The 18,541-nt window shown below is 65.1% G+C and carries 22 protein-coding genes and 2 tRNA genes; 8 read left to right on the top strand and 16 right to left on the bottom strand.

Annotated elements, in window-relative coordinates; genetic code table 11:
• The 9 genes from Q0L25_RS01745 to Q0L25_RS01705 form a co-directional block, all read right to left on the bottom strand.
• Positions 1-1,215 (bottom strand): NADH-quinone oxidoreductase subunit D, encoded by a 1,215-nt coding sequence (locus Q0L25_RS01745; RefSeq protein ID WP_296611407.1) that lies wholly within the window; start codon positions 1,213-1,215, stop codon positions 1-3.
• Between the two features lie 128 nt (positions 1,216-1,343).
• Positions 1,344-2,414 carry an NADH-quinone oxidoreductase subunit C gene (locus Q0L25_RS01740; RefSeq protein WP_296611195.1) on the bottom strand — a complete coding sequence of 357 codons (1,071 nt, stop codon included), beginning with the start codon at positions 2,412-2,414 and terminating at the stop codon, positions 1,344-1,346.
• The gene (locus Q0L25_RS01735; protein ID WP_174531891.1) at positions 2,411-2,983 is read right to left on the bottom strand and encodes an NADH-quinone oxidoreductase subunit B family protein; all 573 of its coding nucleotides are present in this window, start codon (positions 2,981-2,983) and stop codon (positions 2,411-2,413) included. Before Q0L25_RS01735 ends, Q0L25_RS01740 begins: the two co-directional genes overlap by 4 nt.
• On the bottom strand, positions 2,980-3,354 hold the full coding sequence (locus Q0L25_RS01730) for an NADH-quinone oxidoreductase subunit A (protein WP_296611194.1): 375 nt from the start codon (positions 3,352-3,354) through the stop codon (positions 2,980-2,982). The genes Q0L25_RS01735 and Q0L25_RS01730 overlap by 4 nt, the downstream gene beginning before the upstream one ends.
• A gap of 135 nt (positions 3,355-3,489) precedes the next feature.
• The gene (locus Q0L25_RS01725) at positions 3,490-4,686 is read right to left on the bottom strand and encodes a diguanylate cyclase (protein ID WP_296611193.1); all 1,197 of its coding nucleotides are present in this window, start codon (positions 4,684-4,686) and stop codon (positions 3,490-3,492) included.
• 132 nt (positions 4,687-4,818) lie between these two features.
• The gene (locus tag Q0L25_RS01720; RefSeq protein ID WP_296611192.1) at positions 4,819-5,631 is read right to left on the bottom strand and encodes an inositol monophosphatase family protein; all 813 of its coding nucleotides are present in this window, start codon (positions 5,629-5,631) and stop codon (positions 4,819-4,821) included.
• Between the two features lie 161 nt (positions 5,632-5,792).
• On the bottom strand, positions 5,793-6,356 hold the full coding sequence (gene efp / locus Q0L25_RS01715) for an elongation factor P (protein ID WP_066590005.1): 564 nt from the start codon (positions 6,354-6,356) through the stop codon (positions 5,793-5,795).
• Positions 6,357-6,391: 35 nt separating this feature from the next.
• Positions 6,392-7,090 (bottom strand): thiamine phosphate synthase, encoded by a 699-nt coding sequence (gene thiE, locus Q0L25_RS01710; RefSeq protein WP_296611191.1) that lies wholly within the window; start codon positions 7,088-7,090, stop codon positions 6,392-6,394.
• Between the two features lie 71 nt (positions 7,091-7,161).
• Complete coding sequence (locus tag Q0L25_RS01705; RefSeq protein WP_296611190.1) at positions 7,162-7,845, bottom strand: O-methyltransferase; 684 nt, start codon at positions 7,843-7,845, stop codon at positions 7,162-7,164.
• A gap of 145 nt (positions 7,846-7,990) precedes the next feature.
• Here Q0L25_RS01705 and Q0L25_RS01700 point away from each other — a divergent pair, with 145 nt between their 5' ends.
• Positions 7,991-8,464, top strand: a complete 474-nt coding sequence (locus Q0L25_RS01700) for an SRPBCC domain-containing protein (RefSeq protein WP_296611189.1) — start codon at positions 7,991-7,993, stop codon at positions 8,462-8,464.
• Positions 8,465-8,468: 4 nt separating this feature from the next.
• Positions 8,469-8,786, top strand: a complete 318-nt coding sequence (locus Q0L25_RS01695; RefSeq protein WP_296611188.1) for a helix-turn-helix transcriptional regulator — start codon at positions 8,469-8,471, stop codon at positions 8,784-8,786.
• 138 nt (positions 8,787-8,924) lie between these two features.
• On the opposite strand, the gene Q0L25_RS01690 is transcribed toward Q0L25_RS01695, so the two are convergent.
• The 3 genes from Q0L25_RS01690 to Q0L25_RS01680 form a co-directional block, all read right to left on the bottom strand.
• The gene (locus tag Q0L25_RS01690) at positions 8,925-9,824 is read right to left on the bottom strand and encodes a fructose bisphosphate aldolase (RefSeq protein ID WP_296611187.1); all 900 of its coding nucleotides are present in this window, start codon (positions 9,822-9,824) and stop codon (positions 8,925-8,927) included.
• A 175-nt stretch (positions 9,825-9,999) separates the two neighbouring features.
• Positions 10,000-11,139, bottom strand: coding sequence for a slipin family protein (locus Q0L25_RS01685; RefSeq protein WP_296611186.1), 1,140 nt, complete (start codon positions 11,137-11,139; stop codon positions 10,000-10,002).
• Positions 11,140-11,681: 542 nt separating this feature from the next.
• A tRNA-Asn gene (locus Q0L25_RS01680) sits at positions 11,682-11,755 on the bottom strand.
• 231 nt (positions 11,756-11,986) lie between these two features.
• Here Q0L25_RS01680 and Q0L25_RS01675 point away from each other — a divergent pair.
• Together Q0L25_RS01675 and Q0L25_RS01670 are read left to right on the top strand one after the other, a co-directional pair.
• Positions 11,987-12,532 (top strand): TlpA disulfide reductase family protein, encoded by a 546-nt coding sequence (locus Q0L25_RS01675; RefSeq protein WP_296611185.1) that lies wholly within the window; start codon positions 11,987-11,989, stop codon positions 12,530-12,532.
• 76 nt (positions 12,533-12,608) lie between these two features.
• On the top strand, positions 12,609-13,082 hold the full coding sequence (locus Q0L25_RS01670) for a TlpA disulfide reductase family protein (protein ID WP_296611184.1): 474 nt from the start codon (positions 12,609-12,611) through the stop codon (positions 13,080-13,082).
• On the opposite strand, the gene pgk is transcribed toward Q0L25_RS01670, so the two are convergent.
• The gene (gene pgk, locus Q0L25_RS01665; RefSeq protein WP_296611183.1) at positions 13,079-14,269 is read right to left on the bottom strand and encodes a phosphoglycerate kinase; all 1,191 of its coding nucleotides are present in this window, start codon (positions 14,267-14,269) and stop codon (positions 13,079-13,081) included. The two genes, Q0L25_RS01670 and pgk, sit on opposite strands and share 4 nt — an antisense overlap.
• A gap of 137 nt (positions 14,270-14,406) precedes the next feature.
• Positions 14,407-15,414, bottom strand: a complete 1,008-nt coding sequence (gene gap / locus Q0L25_RS01660; RefSeq protein WP_296611182.1) for a type I glyceraldehyde-3-phosphate dehydrogenase — start codon at positions 15,412-15,414, stop codon at positions 14,407-14,409.
• A 266-nt stretch (positions 15,415-15,680) separates the two neighbouring features.
• Here gap and Q0L25_RS01655 point away from each other — a divergent pair, with 266 nt between their 5' ends.
• The 4 genes from Q0L25_RS01655 to Q0L25_RS01640 all read left to right on the top strand — a co-directional run bounded on the left by Q0L25_RS01655 (position 15,681) and on the right by Q0L25_RS01640 (position 17,105).
• Entirely contained in the window at positions 15,681-15,854 is a 174-nt protein-coding gene (locus Q0L25_RS01655) for a hypothetical protein (RefSeq protein WP_169803427.1), read from the top strand.
• Positions 15,847-16,155 carry a cell division protein ZapA gene (locus tag Q0L25_RS01650; RefSeq protein WP_066590022.1) on the top strand — a complete coding sequence of 103 codons (309 nt, stop codon included), beginning with the start codon at positions 15,847-15,849 and terminating at the stop codon, positions 16,153-16,155. Before Q0L25_RS01655 ends, Q0L25_RS01650 begins: the two co-directional genes overlap by 8 nt.
• A 180-nt stretch (positions 16,156-16,335) precedes the next feature.
• Positions 16,336-16,884 (top strand): 5-formyltetrahydrofolate cyclo-ligase, encoded by a 549-nt coding sequence (locus Q0L25_RS01645; RefSeq protein ID WP_296611181.1) that lies wholly within the window; start codon positions 16,336-16,338, stop codon positions 16,882-16,884.
• On the top strand, positions 16,869-17,105 hold the full coding sequence (locus Q0L25_RS01640; protein ID WP_296611180.1) for a DUF2842 domain-containing protein: 237 nt from the start codon (positions 16,869-16,871) through the stop codon (positions 17,103-17,105). Before Q0L25_RS01645 ends, Q0L25_RS01640 begins: the two co-directional genes overlap by 16 nt.
• Before the next feature lie 42 nt (positions 17,106-17,147).
• Here Q0L25_RS01640 and Q0L25_RS01635 read toward each other — a convergent pair.
• Positions 17,148-17,224, bottom strand: a tRNA-Asp gene (locus Q0L25_RS01635).
• Between the two features lie 59 nt (positions 17,225-17,283).
• Entirely contained in the window at positions 17,284-18,525 is a 1,242-nt protein-coding gene (locus tag Q0L25_RS01630) for an AI-2E family transporter (RefSeq protein ID WP_296611179.1), read from the bottom strand.
• Positions 18,526-18,541 lie beyond the last annotated feature (16 nt).

Raw genomic sequence — 18,541 nt, 5'->3', positions numbered from 1 at the left:
TCACCGGTCGCACTCCCCGAACACCACGTCGATCGCGCCGAGGATCGCGGTGGTGTCCGCGAGCATGTGGCCCTTCGACATGAAGTCCATCGCCTGCAAATGGCTGAACGCGGTCGGCCGGATCTTGCAGCGATAGGGTTTGTTCGAACCGTCGGCGACGAGATACACGCCGAACTCCCCCTTGGGGCTCTCGGTTGCGACATAGACGTCGCCGGCGGGAACGTGGAAGCCTTCGGTGAACAGCTTGAAATGATGGATCAACGCTTCCATCGACTGCTTCATCTCGGCGCGCTTGGGCGGCACCACCTTGTGATCCGAACTCGCAATCGGGCCGCCGGGCATCTCGTTCAGGCACTGCTTCATGATCCGCGCGGACTGGCGGACCTCTTCGACGCGCACCATGAAGCGGTCGTAACAATCGCCGCGCGTGCCGACGGGGACTTCGAAGTCCATCTTGGCATAGACGTCATAGGGCTGCGACTTGCGCAAATCCCAGGGAATGCCCGAGCCGCGGATCATCGGGCCGGAGAAGCCCCAGCGCACCGCGTCCTCACGGCTGACCACCGCGATATCAACGTTGCGCTGCTTGAAGATACGATTGTCGGCGACCAGGCTGATCGCGTCCTCGAACAAGCGCGGGAGGCGCGTGTCGAGCCAGTCGGCGATGTCGGTCAACAGCTTGAGCGGCACGTCCTGATGGACGCCGCCGACCCTGAAGTAGTTCGAGTGCATCCGCGCGCCAGAGGCGCGTTCGAAGAAATTAAGGCAATCCTCGCGGATCTCGAACAGCCACAGGTTCGGCGTCATCGCGCCGACGTCCATCACATGGCTGCCGAGGTTCAACATGTGATTGGAAATGCGGGTCAATTCGGCGAAGAACACGCGCAGATATTGCGCCCGGATCGGCACTTCGAGGTCGAGCAGCTTTTCCACCGCGAGCACGAAGCTATGTTCCATGCAGAGCGGCGAGCAATAATCGAGCCGGTCGAAATAGGGCAACGCCTGGGCGTAGGTCTTGTACTCGATCAGCTTTTCGGTGCCGCGATGAAGCAGGCCGACATGTGGGTCGACGCGCTCGACGATTTCGCCGTCGAGCTCCATCACCAGGCGCAGCACGCCGTGCGCCGCCGGATGCTGCGGCCCGAAATTGATCGTGTAATTCTGGATCGTGACGTCGCCGGTGGTCGGATCCTCGGCGTCAGTCACCCCCAGCATCTTGTCGAGCTGATCAGCCACGAGTCATCTCCGCGCTCATAACAAACGCCTCCCCGGCGAAGGCCGGTGCCCAGCTTCGAGCCGGTGGCAACTGGACCCCGGCCTTCGCCGGGGAAGCGGGAAGAACGTTAAGCATCGGGATTCTTCTTCTTGGCGCGGCTCGGCTTGGCCGGCGCGTCGGCGGTCGGCGCATCCGGCTTGACGCGCGGCTTGGCCGCGACCTTGCGTGTCGATGGCGCCTTGGCAGCCTCGGGCGCAGCGGCGACATCGGCCGTCTTGCGCGAGCGCGTTGGCTTGGGCTCGGCTTCGGACGGCGGTGCGGGCTCAGGGTCGGCGCCTTTAGCCTTGGTCGTCCGGGCACCGGCCTTGGCGGGCTTGGGCTTCGCGTCGGGCTCCGCCTTCCCCACCCCGGTCTGTGCAACGCTCTCGGTGGTCTTGGCCTCCACCGGCGCGGCCTTGGCGGCCTGCGCAGCATCGGCCTTGGCGATCTGATCCGCGGCGACCGGCGTCGGCGCGCCCTTCTCCTGCGGCAGCGCAGCCGGGGGCGGCGCCGCGGGAGCCGGCGGCGGAGGCGGCGCAGCGGCGGGCGCCTTCTCGTCGCCCGGCAGGATATATTCCGCACCTTCCCACGGACTCATGAAGTCGAACGTCCGGAAATCCTGCGCCAGCTTGACCGGCTCATAGGCGACGCGCTTGGTCTCTTCCGAATAGCGCAACTCGACATAGCCGGTCAGCGGGAAGTCCTTGCGCTGCGGGTGGCCGACGAAACCGTAATCGGTCAGGATGCGACGCAGGTCGGGATTGCCGTCGAACAGCACCCCGTACATGTCGTACACTTCGCGCTCGAGCCAACCGGCAACCGGCCAGATCCCGGTCACCGAAGGCACAGGCTTCACCTCGTCCGTCTGGACATGGACGCGGATGCGGTGGTTGCGGGTCAGCGAGAGCAGGCAATAGACCACTTCGAACCGGTCGGGCCGGTCCGGATAGTCGACCCCGGCAATCTCCATCAGCTGCTGATATTCGAGGCCGGGCGTGTCGCGCAGCAGGGTCATCGTCTGGACCAGGCTTTCGCGGTCGACGGTGAACGAGACTTCGCTGACCGCTTCCAGGCTCGACAAGACGCGCCGGCCGAGAACCTTCTCGGCCGCCTCGATCACACCGTCATTGGGCGCATGAAGGGGAGCGGACGACCTCACCGCTCGATCGTCCCGGCGCGGCGGATCTTCCGCTGCAACTGCATGATGCCATAGAGCAATGCTTCGGCTGTCGGCGGGCAGCCAGGCACGTAGATATCGACCGGCACGATGCGGTCGCAACCGCGCACCACGCTGTAGCTATAATGATAATAGCCGCCGCCATTGGCGCAGCTGCCCATCGAGATGACGTATTTGGGCTCCGACATCTGGTCGTAGACCTTGCGCAGCGCTGGCGCCATCTTGTTGCACAGCGTGCCGGCGACGATCATCACGTCCGACTGGCGCGGAGATGCGCGCGGCGCGGCACCGAAGCGCTCAAGGTCGTAGCGCGGCATGTTGACGTGGATCATCTCGACCGCGCAGCACGCCAGACCGAATGTCATCCACCATAGCGAGCCGGTGCGCGCCCATTGGAACAGCTCTTCGGCGCCGACGACGAGGAAGCCCTTGTCCTGCAGCTCACCGTTCAGGCCGTCGAAGAAACCCTGGTCGGGCGGCACGATCGCCTGCCCGCTGGCCGCCATCGGCAATTCGACCGGCCCCGAATGTCCGATAATCGAAGGGGTCATTCCCAATCCAACGCTCCCTTCTTCCAGGCATAGACAAGGCCAAGCGCAAGTTCGGCGATGAAGATCATCATGCTGATCCACGCGACCCAGCCGAGAGAGAACACGCTCACCGCCCAGGGGTAAATGAATGCCGCTTCCAGATCGAACACGATGAACAGGATGGCGATCAGGTAGAATCGGACGTCGAATTGGCTGCGCGGATCCTCGAACGCGGGAAAGCCGCATTCATACTCGCTGAGCTTTTCCGGATTCGGCTTGTGCGCGCCGGTGAACCGGGCTGCGATCATCGGCAGGAACACGAACGCGCTGGACAGCGCGATCGCGACGCCGAGGAACAGCAGGATCGGCAGATATTGTGACAGATCGACCACTATTGTCTCTCGCAGGTGCGAAACGTTGCGGCGTCTCTAGGACGGCACCCGGAGTCGGGCAAGGCCTCGATCCCATGAGAATGATTCGCAATTAGCGGCGTTTACGGCCTAGCGGCGCAGACTCCGACGCCAGGCTCAGGCAGCGGCGGCCACGCTGTCGATCACTGCAATCTCATAGCGGTTTCTGCCCGCCATCTTGGCACGATACAGAGCGGCGTCGGCTGCGATGGTCAGTTCGTGGACCGACCGACCGGGCGCGGGATAGATCGCCGCGACGCCCAGGCTGATCGTCACCTTTTCGGGCAGCGCAAAGCCCGCATCGCCGTCGCACGTAGCGACCATGACCCGGACGCGTTCGGCAATCGACGCCGCACCCGCCCGGTCTACTCCCGGCAGTATCAGCATGAATTCCTCGCCACCATGGCGCGCGGCGAGATCGATCGGACCGCGAACGCCCGCCTGGAGCATCTCGGCAACCGCCTTGAGGCAGCGATCGCCTTCGCTATGGCCATGCGTATCGTTGAACCGCTTGAAACGATCGACGTCGATCGCGACCACCGCCAGCGGGCCGCCGGACCGCAGCGCCCGCTCCCATTCGTCGGCAAGCCGGCTGTCGCGCTGGCGGCGATTGGCCAGGCCGGTCAGGGGATCGGTACGGCTGACGCGTTCGAGCGCGTCGCACGCCTGTTCGAGCGCCTTGCCTCGGGCACCAAGCGATTCGACCAGCGCTTGATTGGCGGCCGCCAGCCGATGCGCGTGGAGGACTTGGGCCGCGAGCCGACGGCTGACGCTCAGCAACACGATCGTCATCACCGTCGCGGCGCCCGCCAACGGCCAATGACCCGGCCGATCGCTGACGACGAATCCAAGCGCCGCGGCCACCATCACCGGTATCTCGAACGCGGCGTACATCGGCCAATAAGCGACATGTGCGATCGACAACGTCAGGCCGCTCAGCGCAACGCAAATCGCGAACATGACCTGACTATCGGTGCCGGTCGCGACGATCAGCCCGAGCGCGATACCCCATAGCAGACCCGATGCAGCTGCGAACGCGGTGAGCGACGCCGCCCAACGCCGACTCGGAATGCTGGCAAAACGACCGGATTTGTATGCCATGGTCGCGACCGCGCGCGACCCGATGACGATCCCGCTGGCGATCACCCAAATTGCCAGCCAAACCCTGTTGCCCTGCTGCCAGAAAAGGCTGGCCATCAGCGCCGAGCCCAGCAAGTCCATGCCGATCATTGCCAGCGCGATCGAATAGATCGCCTCGATCCGCGTCCGCAGGAATGCGTCGTCCCGGGATGTCGAAGAGGGCGTCGAAACCATGCGCTCGCATAGTCCCGCCGTCGTTAAGGTCGGGTTATGTAATTTCCCGAGATACCCATAATGGCACCGGAACAACCGGGGCAGGCAGTGATGGTCGCGGCACTTGCCAGCAACCCGACCGCCAGCCGTGCCTCAGCGCAACGCACCCGCGATCAACTTGTGCAGCTTGGAATGAAGCACGTCATTGGCGGCGAGGAACTCGTTACGCTCCATCGTGCGGTCGCCGCCGCGGAAGTCGGTCACGAAACCGCCGGCTTCCTTGACGATCAACATCCCCGCGGCAACATCCCACGGCTGCAGGTCCGATTCCCAGAAACCGTCGAACCGGCCCGCCGCGACCCAGGCAAGGTCAAGCGCCGCCGAACCGAGTCGGCGGATGCCGGCGACTTCTGGCGCGACCGCGCCGAAGATACGGCTCCATTGCGCGAAATTTCCGTGACCGAGGAACGGGATGCCGGTCGCGATCAGCGCATCGGCGAGGTCACGGCGCGACGACACGCGCAGCCGCGCATCCTGCAGCCAGGCCCCCTTGCCTTTTTCCGCCCAGAAGCTCTCGTCGGTCAGCGGCTGATATACGAGCGCAGTCGTAATCTCGCGCTTGCCGTTCGCCATCGGCTCCTCGACCCCGATCGAGATCGCGAAATGCGGGATACCGTGAAGGAAGTTCGACGTACCGTCGAGCGGGTCGATGATGAAGCGCGGCTTGTTCGGATCGCCGGCGATCTCGCCGCCTTCCTCGGCCAGGATCGACCAGTCGGGACGCGCCTTGCGCAGTTCCTCGACCAGGGTCTCCTCGGCGCGCCTGTCGGCCATCGAGACAAAGTCGGCCGGCCCCTTGCGGCTGACCTGGAGGTGCTGAACCTCGTTGAAGTCACGGCGCAAGCGCGGCGCCGCCTTGCGCGCGGCGCGCTCGATTACGGTGAAGAGGCCGGAATGGCTGGGCATAACAATCCTATCGAGCCCCTCCCCTTCAGGAGAGGGGCTGGGGCGGGGCTTTAGTCGCGATCCCGTCGCTGGCAGGGCCAGCGCCGTCGCTCGAGCTGCGCTCGCCGGCCGGACCGGCGGACCGAACAAATAGCGCCGCTATTTGACTCGTCTGCTCGGTCTCAGTCCGCGCGGCGAACGTAGGTCTGCTCGTACACGTCGACAACGATCCGGGTTCCCGCGGCGATATGCGGCGGGACCATGATGCGGACGCCATTGTCGAGGATCGCCGGCTTGTAGCTCGACGAGGCCGTCTGGCCCTTCACCACCGCATCGGCCTCGACGATCGTCGCTTCGATCGTGTCGGGCAGCTGCACGCTGATCGGGTCCTCGTCGTAAAGCTCCATCACCACGTCCATGCCGTCCTGCAGGAACGCCGCGGCGTCACCCAGCAGGTCGCGCGGAAGCGTGGTCTGTTCGTACGTTTCCTTGTCCATGAAGGTAAGCGTGTCGCCGTCGGCGAACAGGAACTGGAAATCCTTGGTGTCGAGGCGGACGCGCTCGACCGTCTCCGCCGAGCGGAAGCGGACATTATTCTTGCGGCCATCGCGCAGGTTCTTGAGCTCGACCTGCATATACGCGCCACCCTTGCCCGGCTGGGTGTGCTGAATCTTGACGGCGCGCCAGATGCCGCCTTCATATTCGATGATATTGCCGGGACGAATGTCCACGCCGCTGATCTTCATGCGATGTACCTGCTGGAAAGAGCGAAACCGCGCCTTTAGCTAGCAGACCCCGATCCGGCAAGCACCGCACCGAACGCGCGCACCGCCGCGGCCTCGTCGTCGCCCCAAACCGCGCTGGACACGGCCAGGAAATCGGCGCCTGCCGCCACGAGCGGCACGGCATTGGCGGGCGTGATTCCGCCGATCGCGACACAGGGCAGTTCGAACAAGGTCGACCACCAGCTCAGGATCGCCGGCTCGGGACGGTGCTTCGTATCTTTGGTCGTGGTCGGATAGAAAGCACCGAACGCGACATAATCGGCGCCGGCATCGCCGGCTTCCATCGCCAAGTGGCGACTGTCGTGGCAAGTGACACCGATCTGCACGTCGGGCCCGAGCACCGACCGCGCCTCACGCGGATCGCCATCTTCCTGGCCGAGATGGACGCCGTCGGCACCAAGCCGCTTCGCCAGCGAGATGCTGTCGTTGACGATGAATGCGACGTCCCGCTCCGCGCAGAGGCGCTGGAGCGGCTCGGCTAGCCGCGCCGCCTCATGCTGGTCGATGCCTTTCACCCGGAACTGAAATGCCGCCACCGGCCCGGCATCCAGCGCGCGCGCCAGCCGATCGGGAAACGCGCCCCCCACGTCGAGCGGCGAGATCAGATAGAGCTGGCAGGGCGGACGCCGATCGTCGCGCTTGAACGAGGCGGCGAAATCGGGGTCGAGCGGGCCGAGCGGGTCTTCAATGTCCATCCGCCGCCCCTAAGACCTGTCCCCTATACCGGCAACCACTCCAATCCTTGCTGCCGGTGCCGGGCTGAGGGTCAATCGACTATTGCGATCAGGAAGCCGTCCCATTTCTTGACCCCGACCGTCTGCACCGCGGTTGCGGTGAGGCGCTTCTCTGCTCCCACCGCGTCGAACAGTTCCCGTGTCCCCTGGATCCGCTCGTCTTCGCTCGCGGCGTCCAGCACCCCGCCCTCGCGGATCACGTTATCGACGACGATTGCCGTGCCGGGCCGCGACATCGCGATCGCGGCGCGGACATAGGCGGGGTTATTCTGTTTGTCGGCATCGATGAACACGAAGTCGAACGGGCCTTCGTCCGCGGCGATCATCGCTTGGAGCGAGGCGAGCGCAGGACCGGTGCGGATATCGACGCGATCGCCCAAGCCGGCCTTCGCGACGTTGCTGCGCGCGACCTCGGCATGGTGCGGCTCGATCTCCAGCGAGATCAGCTTGCCGCCCGCGGGCAGAGCGCGGGCAAGTTCGATCGTAGAATAGCCGCCGAGCGTGCCGATCTCGAGAATGCGCCGCGCGCCCGCCATCCGCGCGAACAGGTGAAGCAGCCGCCCCTGTGCGGGTGACACGTCAATGTCCGGCAATCCGCCGGCGGCATTGGCGGCGAGCGTCGCCGACAGCGCGGGGTCGCCGCCGAGCAGGCGATCGACGATGAACGCGTCGACGGCGCTCCAATCCGGATTCTGCTCTCCGACTCGCTCGACCATGACACTCTCCGACTTGAGCGCGCTTGCCGCGCAGCGCTCTTTTCCTCCTCGGCCACGCAGCGTCAATATGAAACAGTGAAGTCTTGACTTGACTAATCATCGACCCCGCTTTACTGAAGTCCAAACTTCACTAACGGAGCGAGTCATGCCGGATGGACACGTCACCCACGCCACCTTCACGATCGAGCGCAGCTACAAGGCGGATGCCGCCAAGCTCTTCGAGGCGCTCAGCGACCCCGCCATCAAGCGGCGCTGGTATGCGGCCAGCGATCAAACCGAGCTCGTCGCCTTCGAGAGCGATTTCCGCCCGGGCGGGGCACAGCATCTCGGCTACAGATTCGGCGACGACAGCCCCTTTCCGGGCGTGTCGCTGACCGACGACGGCATCTTCCAGGCTATCGTCCCGGGCAGCCGCGTCGTCACCACCAGCATGATGGCGATCGGCGGCGCGCCGATGTCGGTGTCGCTGACGACGTTCGAGCTCTTTGCCAATGGCGAGGGCACCGATCTGCTCTGCACCAATCAGGTCGCGTTCTTCGAAAATGCCGACGGGCCGGTGATGCGCGAGCATGGCTGGCGCGTGCTGCTCGACAAATTGGGCGAGGTGATCGAAGGCTAAGCGGGTGACGCCCGATCTCGACCGATTGTTCCAGGCACTGGGGGACCCGACGCGCCGCGCGATCGTCGATCGCTTGGCGGAGGGGCCGGCATCGGTCTCACGGCTCGCCGAGCCGCTGGGCATCACGGTGACGGCCGTCGCCCAGCATCTGCAGGTGCTCGAGCAATGCGGCGTGGTGCGGACGGAAAAGGTTGGACGCGTGCGGACCGCCTCGCTCGTGCCCGATGGCCTGACGCCGGTCGAACGCTGGGCGCGCAACCGGCGGTCGATGCTGGAAAAACGGCTCGATCGTCTCGCCGAGATTCTTGGCGAGGGCGACTAGAGTCTTTTTCAGCTTCGCTGAATCGGCACCGGCCCACTCCCCCACCCGGCCTCCCAACTAGGGTATTCTATGGGAGGCCGGGTGGGGGAGCGGGCGGAGCCGCAACCGGTTCAGCTTTGCTGAAACCGAGTCTAAAATTTACGCCGCGACCTTGTCGACCGACGCCTCATAAATCTCGTCGATTGCCTCGCCCAGCGCTTGGTCGAATTCGGCGTCGCTCATCTGGTGGCGCAAATCCTCGAGCAGCGCGCGGCTGAAGCTCGCGATGATGCCCGGGTTCTTCGCCAGTTCGGCGCATGCATCTGTCCGGCTGTAGCCGCCCGACAGCGCGACGACGTGAAGCACGCGCGGATGCTCGGTGAGCGGCTTGAACAGCCCCGGTTCGGCCGGCAACGACAGTTTGAGCATCACCTTGTCGTCGCCGGGCATGGCGTCGAGCGCCTTGAGAATCTCGTCCATCAGGATTGCATCCGCCCCGGCGCGCTCCGGGCTCTTGATGTTCACTTCGGGCTCGATGATCGGCACCAGACCGTGGCTCAGCACTTGCCGCGCCACTTCGAACTGCTGCGCGACGATCGCGGCGATGCCCTCGCGATTGGCGAGATTGACGACCGACCGCTCCTTGGTCCCGAACATGCCGAGCCCGCGCGCGCGATCGAGCAGAGCGTCGAGGCCAGGCATCGGCTTCATCAGCTGGACGCCATTGGCCTCGGCTTCCAGGCCCTTGTCGATCTTGATGAACGGGACGACGCCGATATCGTGAAGCACCTGGGGCACCGGCTTTCCGTTCGCCTGACCATCCATGGTGCGCTCGAACAGGATCGCGGCGATCACCTTGCCGCTGGCGAAGGCTGGCGCGGTGATGATCCGCACGCGCATCTGGTGGATCAGGTCGAACATCTCTTCGTCGCTCGACCACGAACCTTCCTCGATGCCATAGCCCATGAGCGCCTTGGGGGTCGACCCGCCGCTCTGGTCGAGCGCGGCGATGAAGCCGTGTCCGGCGGCGATCTTGGCGGTCATTTCGGCGGTCTGCATGGTCGATCCCCATCTGTGCATACGTATGAATGGGCGGCTGTTAGACAGCGTCCGGCGGGTCCGCAATGGGCCGACGATCGCTGTAACCGGTTAGAACGATTATGCCAGCCGCGCTGCGCCATTGGCCCGACAGACAAAGCGGGGAGAGGCATGGCTGCCCCTCCCCGCTCTCTCGTCAGGCCTTGGGCTTGAGGTGGACGAGGCGGTCGAGCACCGCGTCCAGTCCCTCGCCGGACGACGCCATGACGTCGATCCGCCCGATCTTCTCGGTGATCCGCTCGAGGGTTTCGAGCTCCTTCAGCCGCATCAGCGTGGGGTTATCCTCCATCAGCTTCGCGGTGTTGAGCAGCGACCGCGTCGCCGCAGTCTCCTCGCGCCGGCGAATCAGGTTCGCCTGCGCGACCTTTTCCGCCTCGACCACCTTGTTGATCAGCTCGCGCATCTCGCCCGGCAGGATCACGTCCTTGACCCCGAGTTCGGTCACCCGAACTCCGATGTCGCCGAGCTCGCGCCGGACATGTTCGACGATCTGCTCGTCGACCGACACGCGGTCGTTGAGCACTTCGTCGAGCGTCCGCCCGCCCACGGCCTCACGGACCGCGAACTGGACGAGCTTGTAGACGTGCGCCTCATAGTCCGGCACGCCCAGCGCCGCCTGCTTCGGGTCGGTCACCTGCACGAAGCTGGTGAGCGTGACGCGCAGCGAGACGCGGTCACGAGTCAGGATCTCCTGCGCGGTGATCTCGACCGGCACCGGCCGGGTATCGAACGTCCGCGCGGACACCTTGCGCCCGACCTGCCAGTAGCCGTGACGGCCCGGACCCTGCGTCTCGACGAGTTCACCGTCGAAGAACACCAGGCCCGCATTTGCCTCGGGCACCGTCACCGTGACGATTGCCGGCGCCGTGCCAACCACCGCCGCATTCTCGAACGCGACGAGCTCGGCCCTGGTCAGCTGCGGACGGGCATCGACGTCGAACATCTCGACCGAGACGTCCTGCAACACCGTCCAGACCATCGCGACCTTGCCCGGCAGCACGATCTGCGTTGCGCGGCCGTCGGTGCGGACCACCGCGACCTGGCCTTCACCCGGACGCACGACCACGAAATTCTCGGCCGCGAGCTCCGGATGGAGCTTTTCGATGATCGGGCCCCAAGGCGACATGAAGACGCCCTCGGCGCTGACGATCTCGACGCGCATCCGGTTGCCCCAATCCCACAGGCCATGACGCCCGGAATCGAGGATGCTGATGAGGCGGCCATCCTTGACGAGGAGACCGCGCTGGTTTTCGGCAATGGTAACGATCTTGCGCATCGCCGGTCCTCCTCTTCTCTCCGCCGGATCCCATTATCCAGGCGGGGCGGCGCGGTTAGGCGCGGATCGTTGCGCAGGCAAGACAAAAAATGCTGCAGCGCAGCATATGTAGAAATCTTTATATAAAGCAAAGTGCATGAGGCGCGGAAACGCTGCGAAATCGCGCGAGCGAATACATCGCCGCCGCGACCTTGCATCGAAATCCAATGCTCGCCGACGCTATCGCTCGCGCCACGTGATGCCTGAACAATTCTGCTGGAGAAGGAAGATCAAGGGAAAGGTCGGCCGGGGGATGTTCACCGAGTCACGCGGCGGTCCGGCGATTGAGGCAGCGCGCCCCGGCGACTGACCGTTTCCGCGGACCATCGGGCCATGGCCCGACCCCGGTGGGAACGGCGCCTCGCCGGGCACCTCTGCCGGTATCCTCGCCGGCGCAAAGCCGGGAACCGGTTGGCGTTCGGGGTCGCTCGGGCCGAAGCCGTCGCTCGCCTTTCGCCTGAACACCCCACCGGCCTCCCATCATGGAAAGCCTTTGCAGGGCTTGGTGGCGGAGCGGGAGTTGAACCCGCGACCCTCAGGTTAACAGCCTGATGCTCTAACCATTGAGCTATCCGTCTTGACGGAGTCGAACCGTCTGGCTTGGTCATTATCCAAGTGGCTGCCGATGCCAATGTCGTCACCATGGAACACGGGTTGGCAGAGCCGACCGCGCCCGCCGGGTCTCACGAGCCCGAGCGAAATGGCGAAAACGGCGGCGCGGATAATCGGTCCGAAACGGAATGTACAGTCCATTGACGCACGCCGGGTTGCGCGGCTAGCTTTCGGCACGGGGCTTAAGGGGAAAATCATGCGTGCGATCAGCCGGTTGATCCGCGGAACGTTGATCGCGCTGGCCCTTGCAGCCGGAACCGCGGCGGCACTCGGCGCGCGCAACGAGAAAGTCGTCGTCGGCCAGCCGGCACCCGATTTCACGCTCACCTTGATCGACGGAACCAAGATCACTCGCGACGAATTGCGCGGCCAGGTCATCGTGCTCAATTATTGGGCGACGTGGTGTGGGCCGTGCCGCGAGGAGCTGCCGCTGCTCGACCGCTATTACGAGCTCCAGAAAAAATACGGACTGCGCGTCTTCGCCGTAGCGACCGAGGATTCGGTGCCGGCCTATCAGATGAAAAAGCTATTCGCGGTGATGCACATCCAGCCTACGCGGCGGATCAAGGGCCCGTATGATATCATCGGCAATGGCGTGCCGACCAACATCATCATCGGGCGCGATGGGCGCATTCGCTACGCCAAAGCAGGCGCCTTCACGCTCGACACGCTCAACCAGTTGATCGTGCCCCTGCTCAGCGAGCCTATGCCGGCGCCGTCTCCTGCTGCGCCAACAAGCTGAGAGAATCGTCCCGATTCGGGCGGCCACGCTCGACCTCGCCGTTGACCCTGTGGAAACGACGGATCACATCGCCACGATGCAAAGGCGGTTCACGATGATGACGCTGGCACTGGCGATGCTGGGCCTGCACGCGCCGGCAACGGCCGGCGGCCCCGGCCTCCCCCAGCGGATGACATTGACCGGCGGACAACGCATGTCGCTGGCCGACCTGCGCGGGCGCGTGGTCGTGATCAATTACTGGGCAAGCTGGTGCGTGCCGTGCCGGGCCGAAATCCCCCTGCTGGCGCGCTACTACCGGACTCATTTGTCGCGGGGACTGGTAGTGATCGGCATCTCGGTCGATCCGGGTTCCAACGGCACGGGCCAGGCAACAGCGTCCGACATCCCTTATCCCCAGGCGACTTGGGTCGACGGGCCCGATATCGCGCTATCGGCGGTACCGATGAGCTATGTGATCGATCGCCACGGCCGCGTCCGTTACGCCAAGACGACTGCCTTTACTGCGCGGAGCCTGGAGGCCGTCCTCGGTCCGCTGCTTGCCGAGCGTTAAGAGCTTAGCGCCTTAACTCCTGGAAGTTCCTTACCTTCCATCCACTCGAGGAAGGCTCCGCCGGCAGTCGACACGAAAGTCATGTCGTCGGCGACTCCCGCCTGGTTGAGCGCGGCGACGGTATCGCCGCCACCCGCCACCGACACCAGCGAGCCTTCGCGCGTCAGCGCGGCCACCGTCTTCGCCAGCGTCATCGTCGAGGCATCGAAGGGCGGCGTTTCGAACGCGCCGAGCGGGCCGTTCCAGACCAAAGTGCGGCAATTTTTCAGCACATCGCCCAGCGCCTCGGTCGCGGCCGGACCGATGTCGAGGATCATCTCGTCCGGCTGAACCTCATGGACATTGACCGTGCGGGTTTGGGGATTCGGCCTGAATTCCTTCGCGACGACAACGTCATAAGGCAGATGGATCGTGCAGCCCGCCGCTTCGGCGGCGTCGAAAATCTCGTCTGCGGTGCCGGTCAGATCGTGCTCGGCCAGGCTCTTGCCGACATCGACCCCGCGCGCCGCGAGAAACGTATTGGCCATGCCGCCGCCGATGATCAGGTGATCGACCTTGGAGACCAAGTGCTTGAGCACGTCGAGCTTGGTCGACACCTTGGCGCCACCGACCACGGCTGCAACCGGATGCTCGGGATTGCCGAGCGCCTTGTCGAGCGCGTCGAGTTCCGCCTCCATCTGCCGCCCCGCGAACGCCGGCAGCTTGTGCGCCAACCCTTCGGTCGAAGCATGCGCGCGGTGGGCGGCCGAGAAGGCATCGTTGACATAGAGGTCGCCGAGCCCGGCGAGCCGCTCGACCGTCTCGGGCGCGTTCTTTTCCTCGCCCGGATCGAAGCGGGTGTTCTCCAGGATCGCGACATCGCCGTCCTTCAGCGTGGCGATCGCCTCCGCCGCGCCTTCGTCGCCGATGAAACGGACCGGACGGCCCAGCACCTGCTCGAACGGGCGCGTGACGAGCGCCAGGCTCATTTCCGGGTTACGCTGCCCCTTGGGCCGCCCGAAATGCGCGAGAATAAGGACCTTGGCACCCTTGTCGGCGAGCTCGGCAACCGTCGGCACCGCGGCGCGCAGACGCGTATCGTCGGTCACCTGGCCATCGGCCATCGGCACGTTGAGATCCTCACGGACAAGCACGCGCTTGCCGGCGATGTCGCCCATGTCGTCGAGCGTCTTGAAGTTGCGCGCCATGCCAAACTCCTAAGAAAAACTCCCCTCCCGCTTGCGGGAGGGGTTGGGGGGAGGGTCTGTCGGACTGGGCGTCGCCCTCGATCGGGGGCGACACGCCCTCCCCTAACCCCTCCCGCACGCGGGAGGGGAATTTAAAGTCAGATCAGCGCCGCCATCGCCTTGGCGGTGTCGACCATGCGGTTCGAGAAGCCCCATTCATTATCGTACCAGCTGACGACGCGCACCAGCTTGCCTTCGAGCACCGCGGTTTCGAGGCTGTCGACCGTCGACGAGGCGGGCGACCCCATCAGGTCGATCGAGACGAGCGGCTCGTCGGTATAATCGAGCACGCCCTTGAGCTTGCCTTCCGATGCCGCCTTGAGCAGCGCGTTGACCTCGTCCTTGGTCACGTCGCGCTTCGGCGTGAAGGTCAGGTCGATCAACGACACGTCGGGGGTCGGCACGCGGATCGCCGAGCCGTCAAGCTTGCCCTTCAGTTCGGGCAGCACTTCGCCGACCGCGCGCGCGGCGCCGGTCGTGGTCGGGATGATCGACATAGCCGCGGCCCGCGCCCGGCGCAGATCGGAGTGGATCTGATCGAGGATCTTCTGGTCGTTGGTATAGGCATGGACGGTGGTCATCAGGCCACGCTCGATGCCGATTTCATCGTTGAGCACCTTGGCGACCGGGGCCAGGCAGTTGGTCGTGCACGATGCGTTCGACACGATCGTATGCTCGGCGGTCAGCTTGTCGTGGTTGACGCCATAGACGACGGTCAGGTCGACATTCTTGCCCGGCGCCGAGATCAGCACCTTCTTGGCGCCGGCATCGATATGCTTCTGGCAGCTGGCGCGATCGGTAAAGAAGCCGGTGCATTCGAGCACCAGGTCGACGCCCAATTCCTTGTGCGGAAGGTTGCCCGGATCGCGTTCCGCGGTAACGCGGATGCGCTTGCCGTCGATCACCATGTCCTGCCCCTCGGCATGGACCTCGCCCGGCCAGGTACCATGGACCGAATCGCGCTTGAACAGCCAGGCATTGGCCTTGGCATCGCCGAGATCGTTGATCGCCACCAGATCGAGGCCGGTATCGCCCTGCGCGAGCATCGCGCGCGCTACCAGACGTCCGATCCGCCCGAACCCGTTGATCGCAACCTTCACCGCCATGTTTTCGCTCCTCGAGCTGCTGATGCCGGCACGCGCGAATGGGGCCGGTCTGTCGCGGGAGCCTTTGGGGATGCCGACGCGGCGCGTCAACCGCTGGCGCTGCGTATTTGCTCCCGAAGCGGCCACAATGGCGGCGATCGCGACGTCATCGGTCGGAGCCATGCGGCACTATTTGGGTTGCTCAAGGCGCCCGCCGGCGGCGAGTCCGAGCCCTTTGCGCGGCGAAACGATGTTGTAGCGCCCCCTTGCCGTGCTATCTCCCCCCGATGGCAGACGCTTCCCCGACCGATCGGATCGACGCCGCGCTCGCCCGCATCGAACGCGCCGTCGCGGCGCGCGACAAGAGCGCGCAGGACCTGAAGACACGACACGAATCGCTGCGCGCCCGCGTCGGCGAAGCGATCGCGGCGCTCGACGCGCTGGGGGCGCGAAATGGCTGAGGTCACGCTGACGATCGGCGACCGCCGTCACAATGTCGCTTGCCGCGATGGCGAGGAAGCCCAGCTTCGCCGGTTGGGAGAAATGCTTGATCAGCGTTGGGCGATGGCCAACCGCGCTTCGGGCGGTCTCAACGCCGAGCGCACCATGCTGCTGATCGCGCTGATGCTCGCCGACAATCTCGATCAGGCCGAGAATCGGCCTTCGGCGGATGGCGGCCCCAGCCCGGCATTCCTCAATCGCCTCGCCGACCGCCTCGAAGCGCTGGCCGAGACCCTTGAGAAACCGGCGCCGAGCGCCTAGGTTCATGGCCGGCGGGTACTGCCCGATACGAGCCTTTATTATCCCTGAGGCTATTCATCATCCATGGGGGCTGTCCCTGCCCGGATCCTGGTCCGACGCACATGGTCCCCACCTGACGTACCGTGCGTCAGAGGATAACCCGGCAAACGGTCCACGGTGGTCCCGCCACTCCACCCAATCATGAATATTCAGGGCAAACAGGCATTGCGAGCGAGGCTTCGCACCGCGCGTGACGCCTTTGTCGCCACCAAGCCCCCTCCGATCGCGGTGCCGGACGCCTTCCGCGCCCGACTCGACCGCGGCATGACCGTCACTTCCTATGTCCCGATCGGCAGCGAAGCAGATCCTTCGCCGCTCGCGCGCGCCGCCGTCGAGGCGGGATGCGTGCTGGCCCTTCCCCATGTCACCGTGCGCAGCGAACCGATGCGCTTCCTGGCCTGGGAAACCGAAGCGGCGCTGGAGGCCGGCCCGTTCGGGCTCAGCCAGCCCTCGGCGCTCGCCGCCGAACTGCTCCCCGACATCATACTGACCCCGATGCTCGGATTCGACGCGAAGCTTGATCGTCTGGGCCAGGGCGCAGGCTATTATGACGGCGCGTTCGCGCGCTTTCGCGATGCCTGGCGGGTCGGTATCGCCTGGAGCGTCCAGCAGGTCGAGGACCTGCCGGTCGATCCGTGGGATATACCGCTCCACGCCGTCATTACCGAACAGGGATGGATCACATTATGAACCCGCCGCCGACACCGCGCTGGCAAAAGCCGGTGGGCATGCTCGCCATCCTGGCCCTGATCGCGATCTGGTGCATTGCCATCGTCAGCCTGTCGCCCTGGGTCGGACGCTGGCCTGCGGTCGCGCAATTGCTGTTCTACGTCGTGACAGGGATCGTGTGGCTGTGGCTGCTGCCGATGCGCCGCATGCTGCGCTGGATGGAAACCGGGCACTGGCGCTGAGGCCCGCAGCAATCGTCGATCTGGAGAAGTTCACGCCGAAAATGGCGCGAGTGACGGGGCTCGAACCCGCGACCTCCGGCGTGACAGGCCGGCGCTCTAACCAACTGAGCTACACCCGCTTGGAAGCGTGAGGCGCGGCCACTAAGCGAGCCGCCTCCCCCTGTCAACAGCGGTCAAATCAGTTTTGTCGCACGCCCCAGCGACCGCGCTTGCGTTCGCTGACCAACGTGCCGTGCTCGAACAGGAAACCCGCGATATCGGGCTTGCCCGCCGCGCCGATTACGGTCTGAATGATGATCAGCAACGGCACCGCGAGCAACGCGCCGGGCGTGCCCCACACCCAGCTCCAGAAACTCAGCGAGATCAGGATCAGCACCGGACTGATCGTCAGGCGATGGCCGACGATGAACGGCGTCACCGCATTGGCCTCCAGCAAGTGACAGCCGATCATGATTCCCGCGGGCAACAAGGCCACCCAGATGTCGGGAAAGGTCATCAGTCCGCCGACCGCAAGCAGCAGAGCGGCGACGATCGGCCCGAAATAGGGAATGTAGTTGAGCAAGGTGACGATACCGCCCCACATCAGCGGATAGGGCATGCCGATCAGCCACAGGGCGCCTGATACGATCAGCCCGAGGACGATGTTGATCGCGGTGATCGTGCCCAGATAGGCCGAGACGTCGTCGACCACGTCCTGGATCACGCGCGCCGTCGCCATCGCGCCGCCGAAGCTCGCGCGGCTGGTGATCGTCCGACGCCGCGTCCGCGTCCAGCCGGCCAGGAAGAAGAACACCACCAGCACGCCGAAGAAAATCTGCACCAAAGCGGTCGGTGCGGACGTCGCGATGAGGTCGAGCAGCGAACTCGGCGGCGATACCGGCGTCGCGGTCCGCACCTTGGGGATGGTGGCGATATGCGCCGCCGCCTTGTTGATATACTTTTCCAGGCTCGCATACAGATCGAGTACCGGCGCCAGGTTCGCCTGGATCCGGTCGATTCGCTCGGGCAGGCGGCGGAAGAATTCGATCGCCGGGACGACGATCGCGGCCAGCGCCACATTCGCCGCGGCCAGGAAGGTCAGCACGCAGATCAGCGCGGCGAGCCACGACGGAAGCCGCCGCCGCTCCAGCCATTCGAGCACCGGGATGAGCGCGATCGATATGACCAACGCGATCGTGATCGGCAGGAAGAATTCCGCGCCGGCCTTGAGCGCGAATGGCAGCCCGATCACCAGCCCGACCCCGGCAATCAGCGTCAGCGCCGCAAGCAGGCGATCGCGCCGCGGGTCGATGACCGGCGGCGGCTCATCCTCCGGCGATGGGGGCAGCGGCGGCTGGTCGGGTCCGGTGGGCGCGACCGCGGCGGCGCCGCCAACCGTCGCCGAAAGATTCGCTCCCACACCGCTCTCGCCGTTCGTCATAACGCTTCCGTAGCGC

Source organism: Sphingomonas sp., assembly GCF_024508665.1.
GTDB lineage: Bacteria > Pseudomonadota > Alphaproteobacteria > Sphingomonadales > Sphingomonadaceae > Sphingomonas.
The sequence above is the reverse complement of the archived record's forward strand: the minus strand, read 5'-3'. Positions and strand labels throughout refer to the sequence as shown.

Coding starts and splice junctions, on each gene's coding strand:
- Q0L25_RS01745 (WP_296611407.1), bottom strand. CDS start 1,215: ATGCTGGGGGTGACTGACGCCGAGGATCCGACCACCGGCGACGTCACG.
- Q0L25_RS01735 (WP_174531891.1), bottom strand. CDS start 2,983: ATGACCCCTTCGATTATCGGACATTCGGGGCCGGTCGAATTGCCGATG.
- Q0L25_RS01725 (WP_296611193.1), bottom strand. CDS start 4,686: ATGGTTTCGACGCCCTCTTCGACATCCCGGGACGACGCATTCCTGCGG.
- Q0L25_RS01720 (WP_296611192.1), bottom strand. CDS start 5,631: ATGCCCAGCCATTCCGGCCTCTTCACCGTAATCGAGCGCGCCGCGCGC.
- efp (WP_066590005.1), bottom strand. CDS start 6,356: ATGAAGATCAGCGGCGTGGACATTCGTCCCGGCAATATCATCGAATAT.
- thiE (WP_296611191.1), bottom strand. CDS start 7,090: ATGGACATTGAAGACCCGCTCGGCCCGCTCGACCCCGATTTCGCCGCC.
- Q0L25_RS01705 (WP_296611190.1), bottom strand. CDS start 7,845: ATGGTCGAGCGAGTCGGAGAGCAGAATCCGGATTGGAGCGCCGTCGAC.
- Q0L25_RS01700 (WP_296611189.1), top strand. CDS start 7,991: ATGCCGGATGGACACGTCACCCACGCCACCTTCACGATCGAGCGCAGC.
- Q0L25_RS01690 (WP_296611187.1), bottom strand. CDS start 9,824: ATGCAGACCGCCGAAATGACCGCCAAGATCGCCGCCGGACACGGCTTC.
- Q0L25_RS01685 (WP_296611186.1), bottom strand. CDS start 11,139: ATGCGCAAGATCGTTACCATTGCCGAAAACCAGCGCGGTCTCCTCGTC.
- Q0L25_RS01675 (WP_296611185.1), top strand. CDS start 11,987: ATGCGTGCGATCAGCCGGTTGATCCGCGGAACGTTGATCGCGCTGGCC.
- Q0L25_RS01670 (WP_296611184.1), top strand. CDS start 12,609: ATGCAAAGGCGGTTCACGATGATGACGCTGGCACTGGCGATGCTGGGC.
- pgk (WP_296611183.1), bottom strand. CDS start 14,269: ATGGCGCGCAACTTCAAGACGCTCGACGACATGGGCGACATCGCCGGC.
- gap (WP_296611182.1), bottom strand. CDS start 15,414: ATGGCGGTGAAGGTTGCGATCAACGGGTTCGGGCGGATCGGACGTCTG.
- Q0L25_RS01655 (WP_169803427.1), top strand. CDS start 15,681: ATGGCAGACGCTTCCCCGACCGATCGGATCGACGCCGCGCTCGCCCGC.
- Q0L25_RS01650 (WP_066590022.1), top strand. CDS start 15,847: ATGGCTGAGGTCACGCTGACGATCGGCGACCGCCGTCACAATGTCGCT.
- Q0L25_RS01645 (WP_296611181.1), top strand. CDS start 16,336: ATGAATATTCAGGGCAAACAGGCATTGCGAGCGAGGCTTCGCACCGCG.
- Q0L25_RS01640 (WP_296611180.1), top strand. CDS start 16,869: ATGGATCACATTATGAACCCGCCGCCGACACCGCGCTGGCAAAAGCCG.
- Q0L25_RS01630 (WP_296611179.1), bottom strand. CDS start 18,525: ATGACGAACGGCGAGAGCGGTGTGGGAGCGAATCTTTCGGCGACGGTT.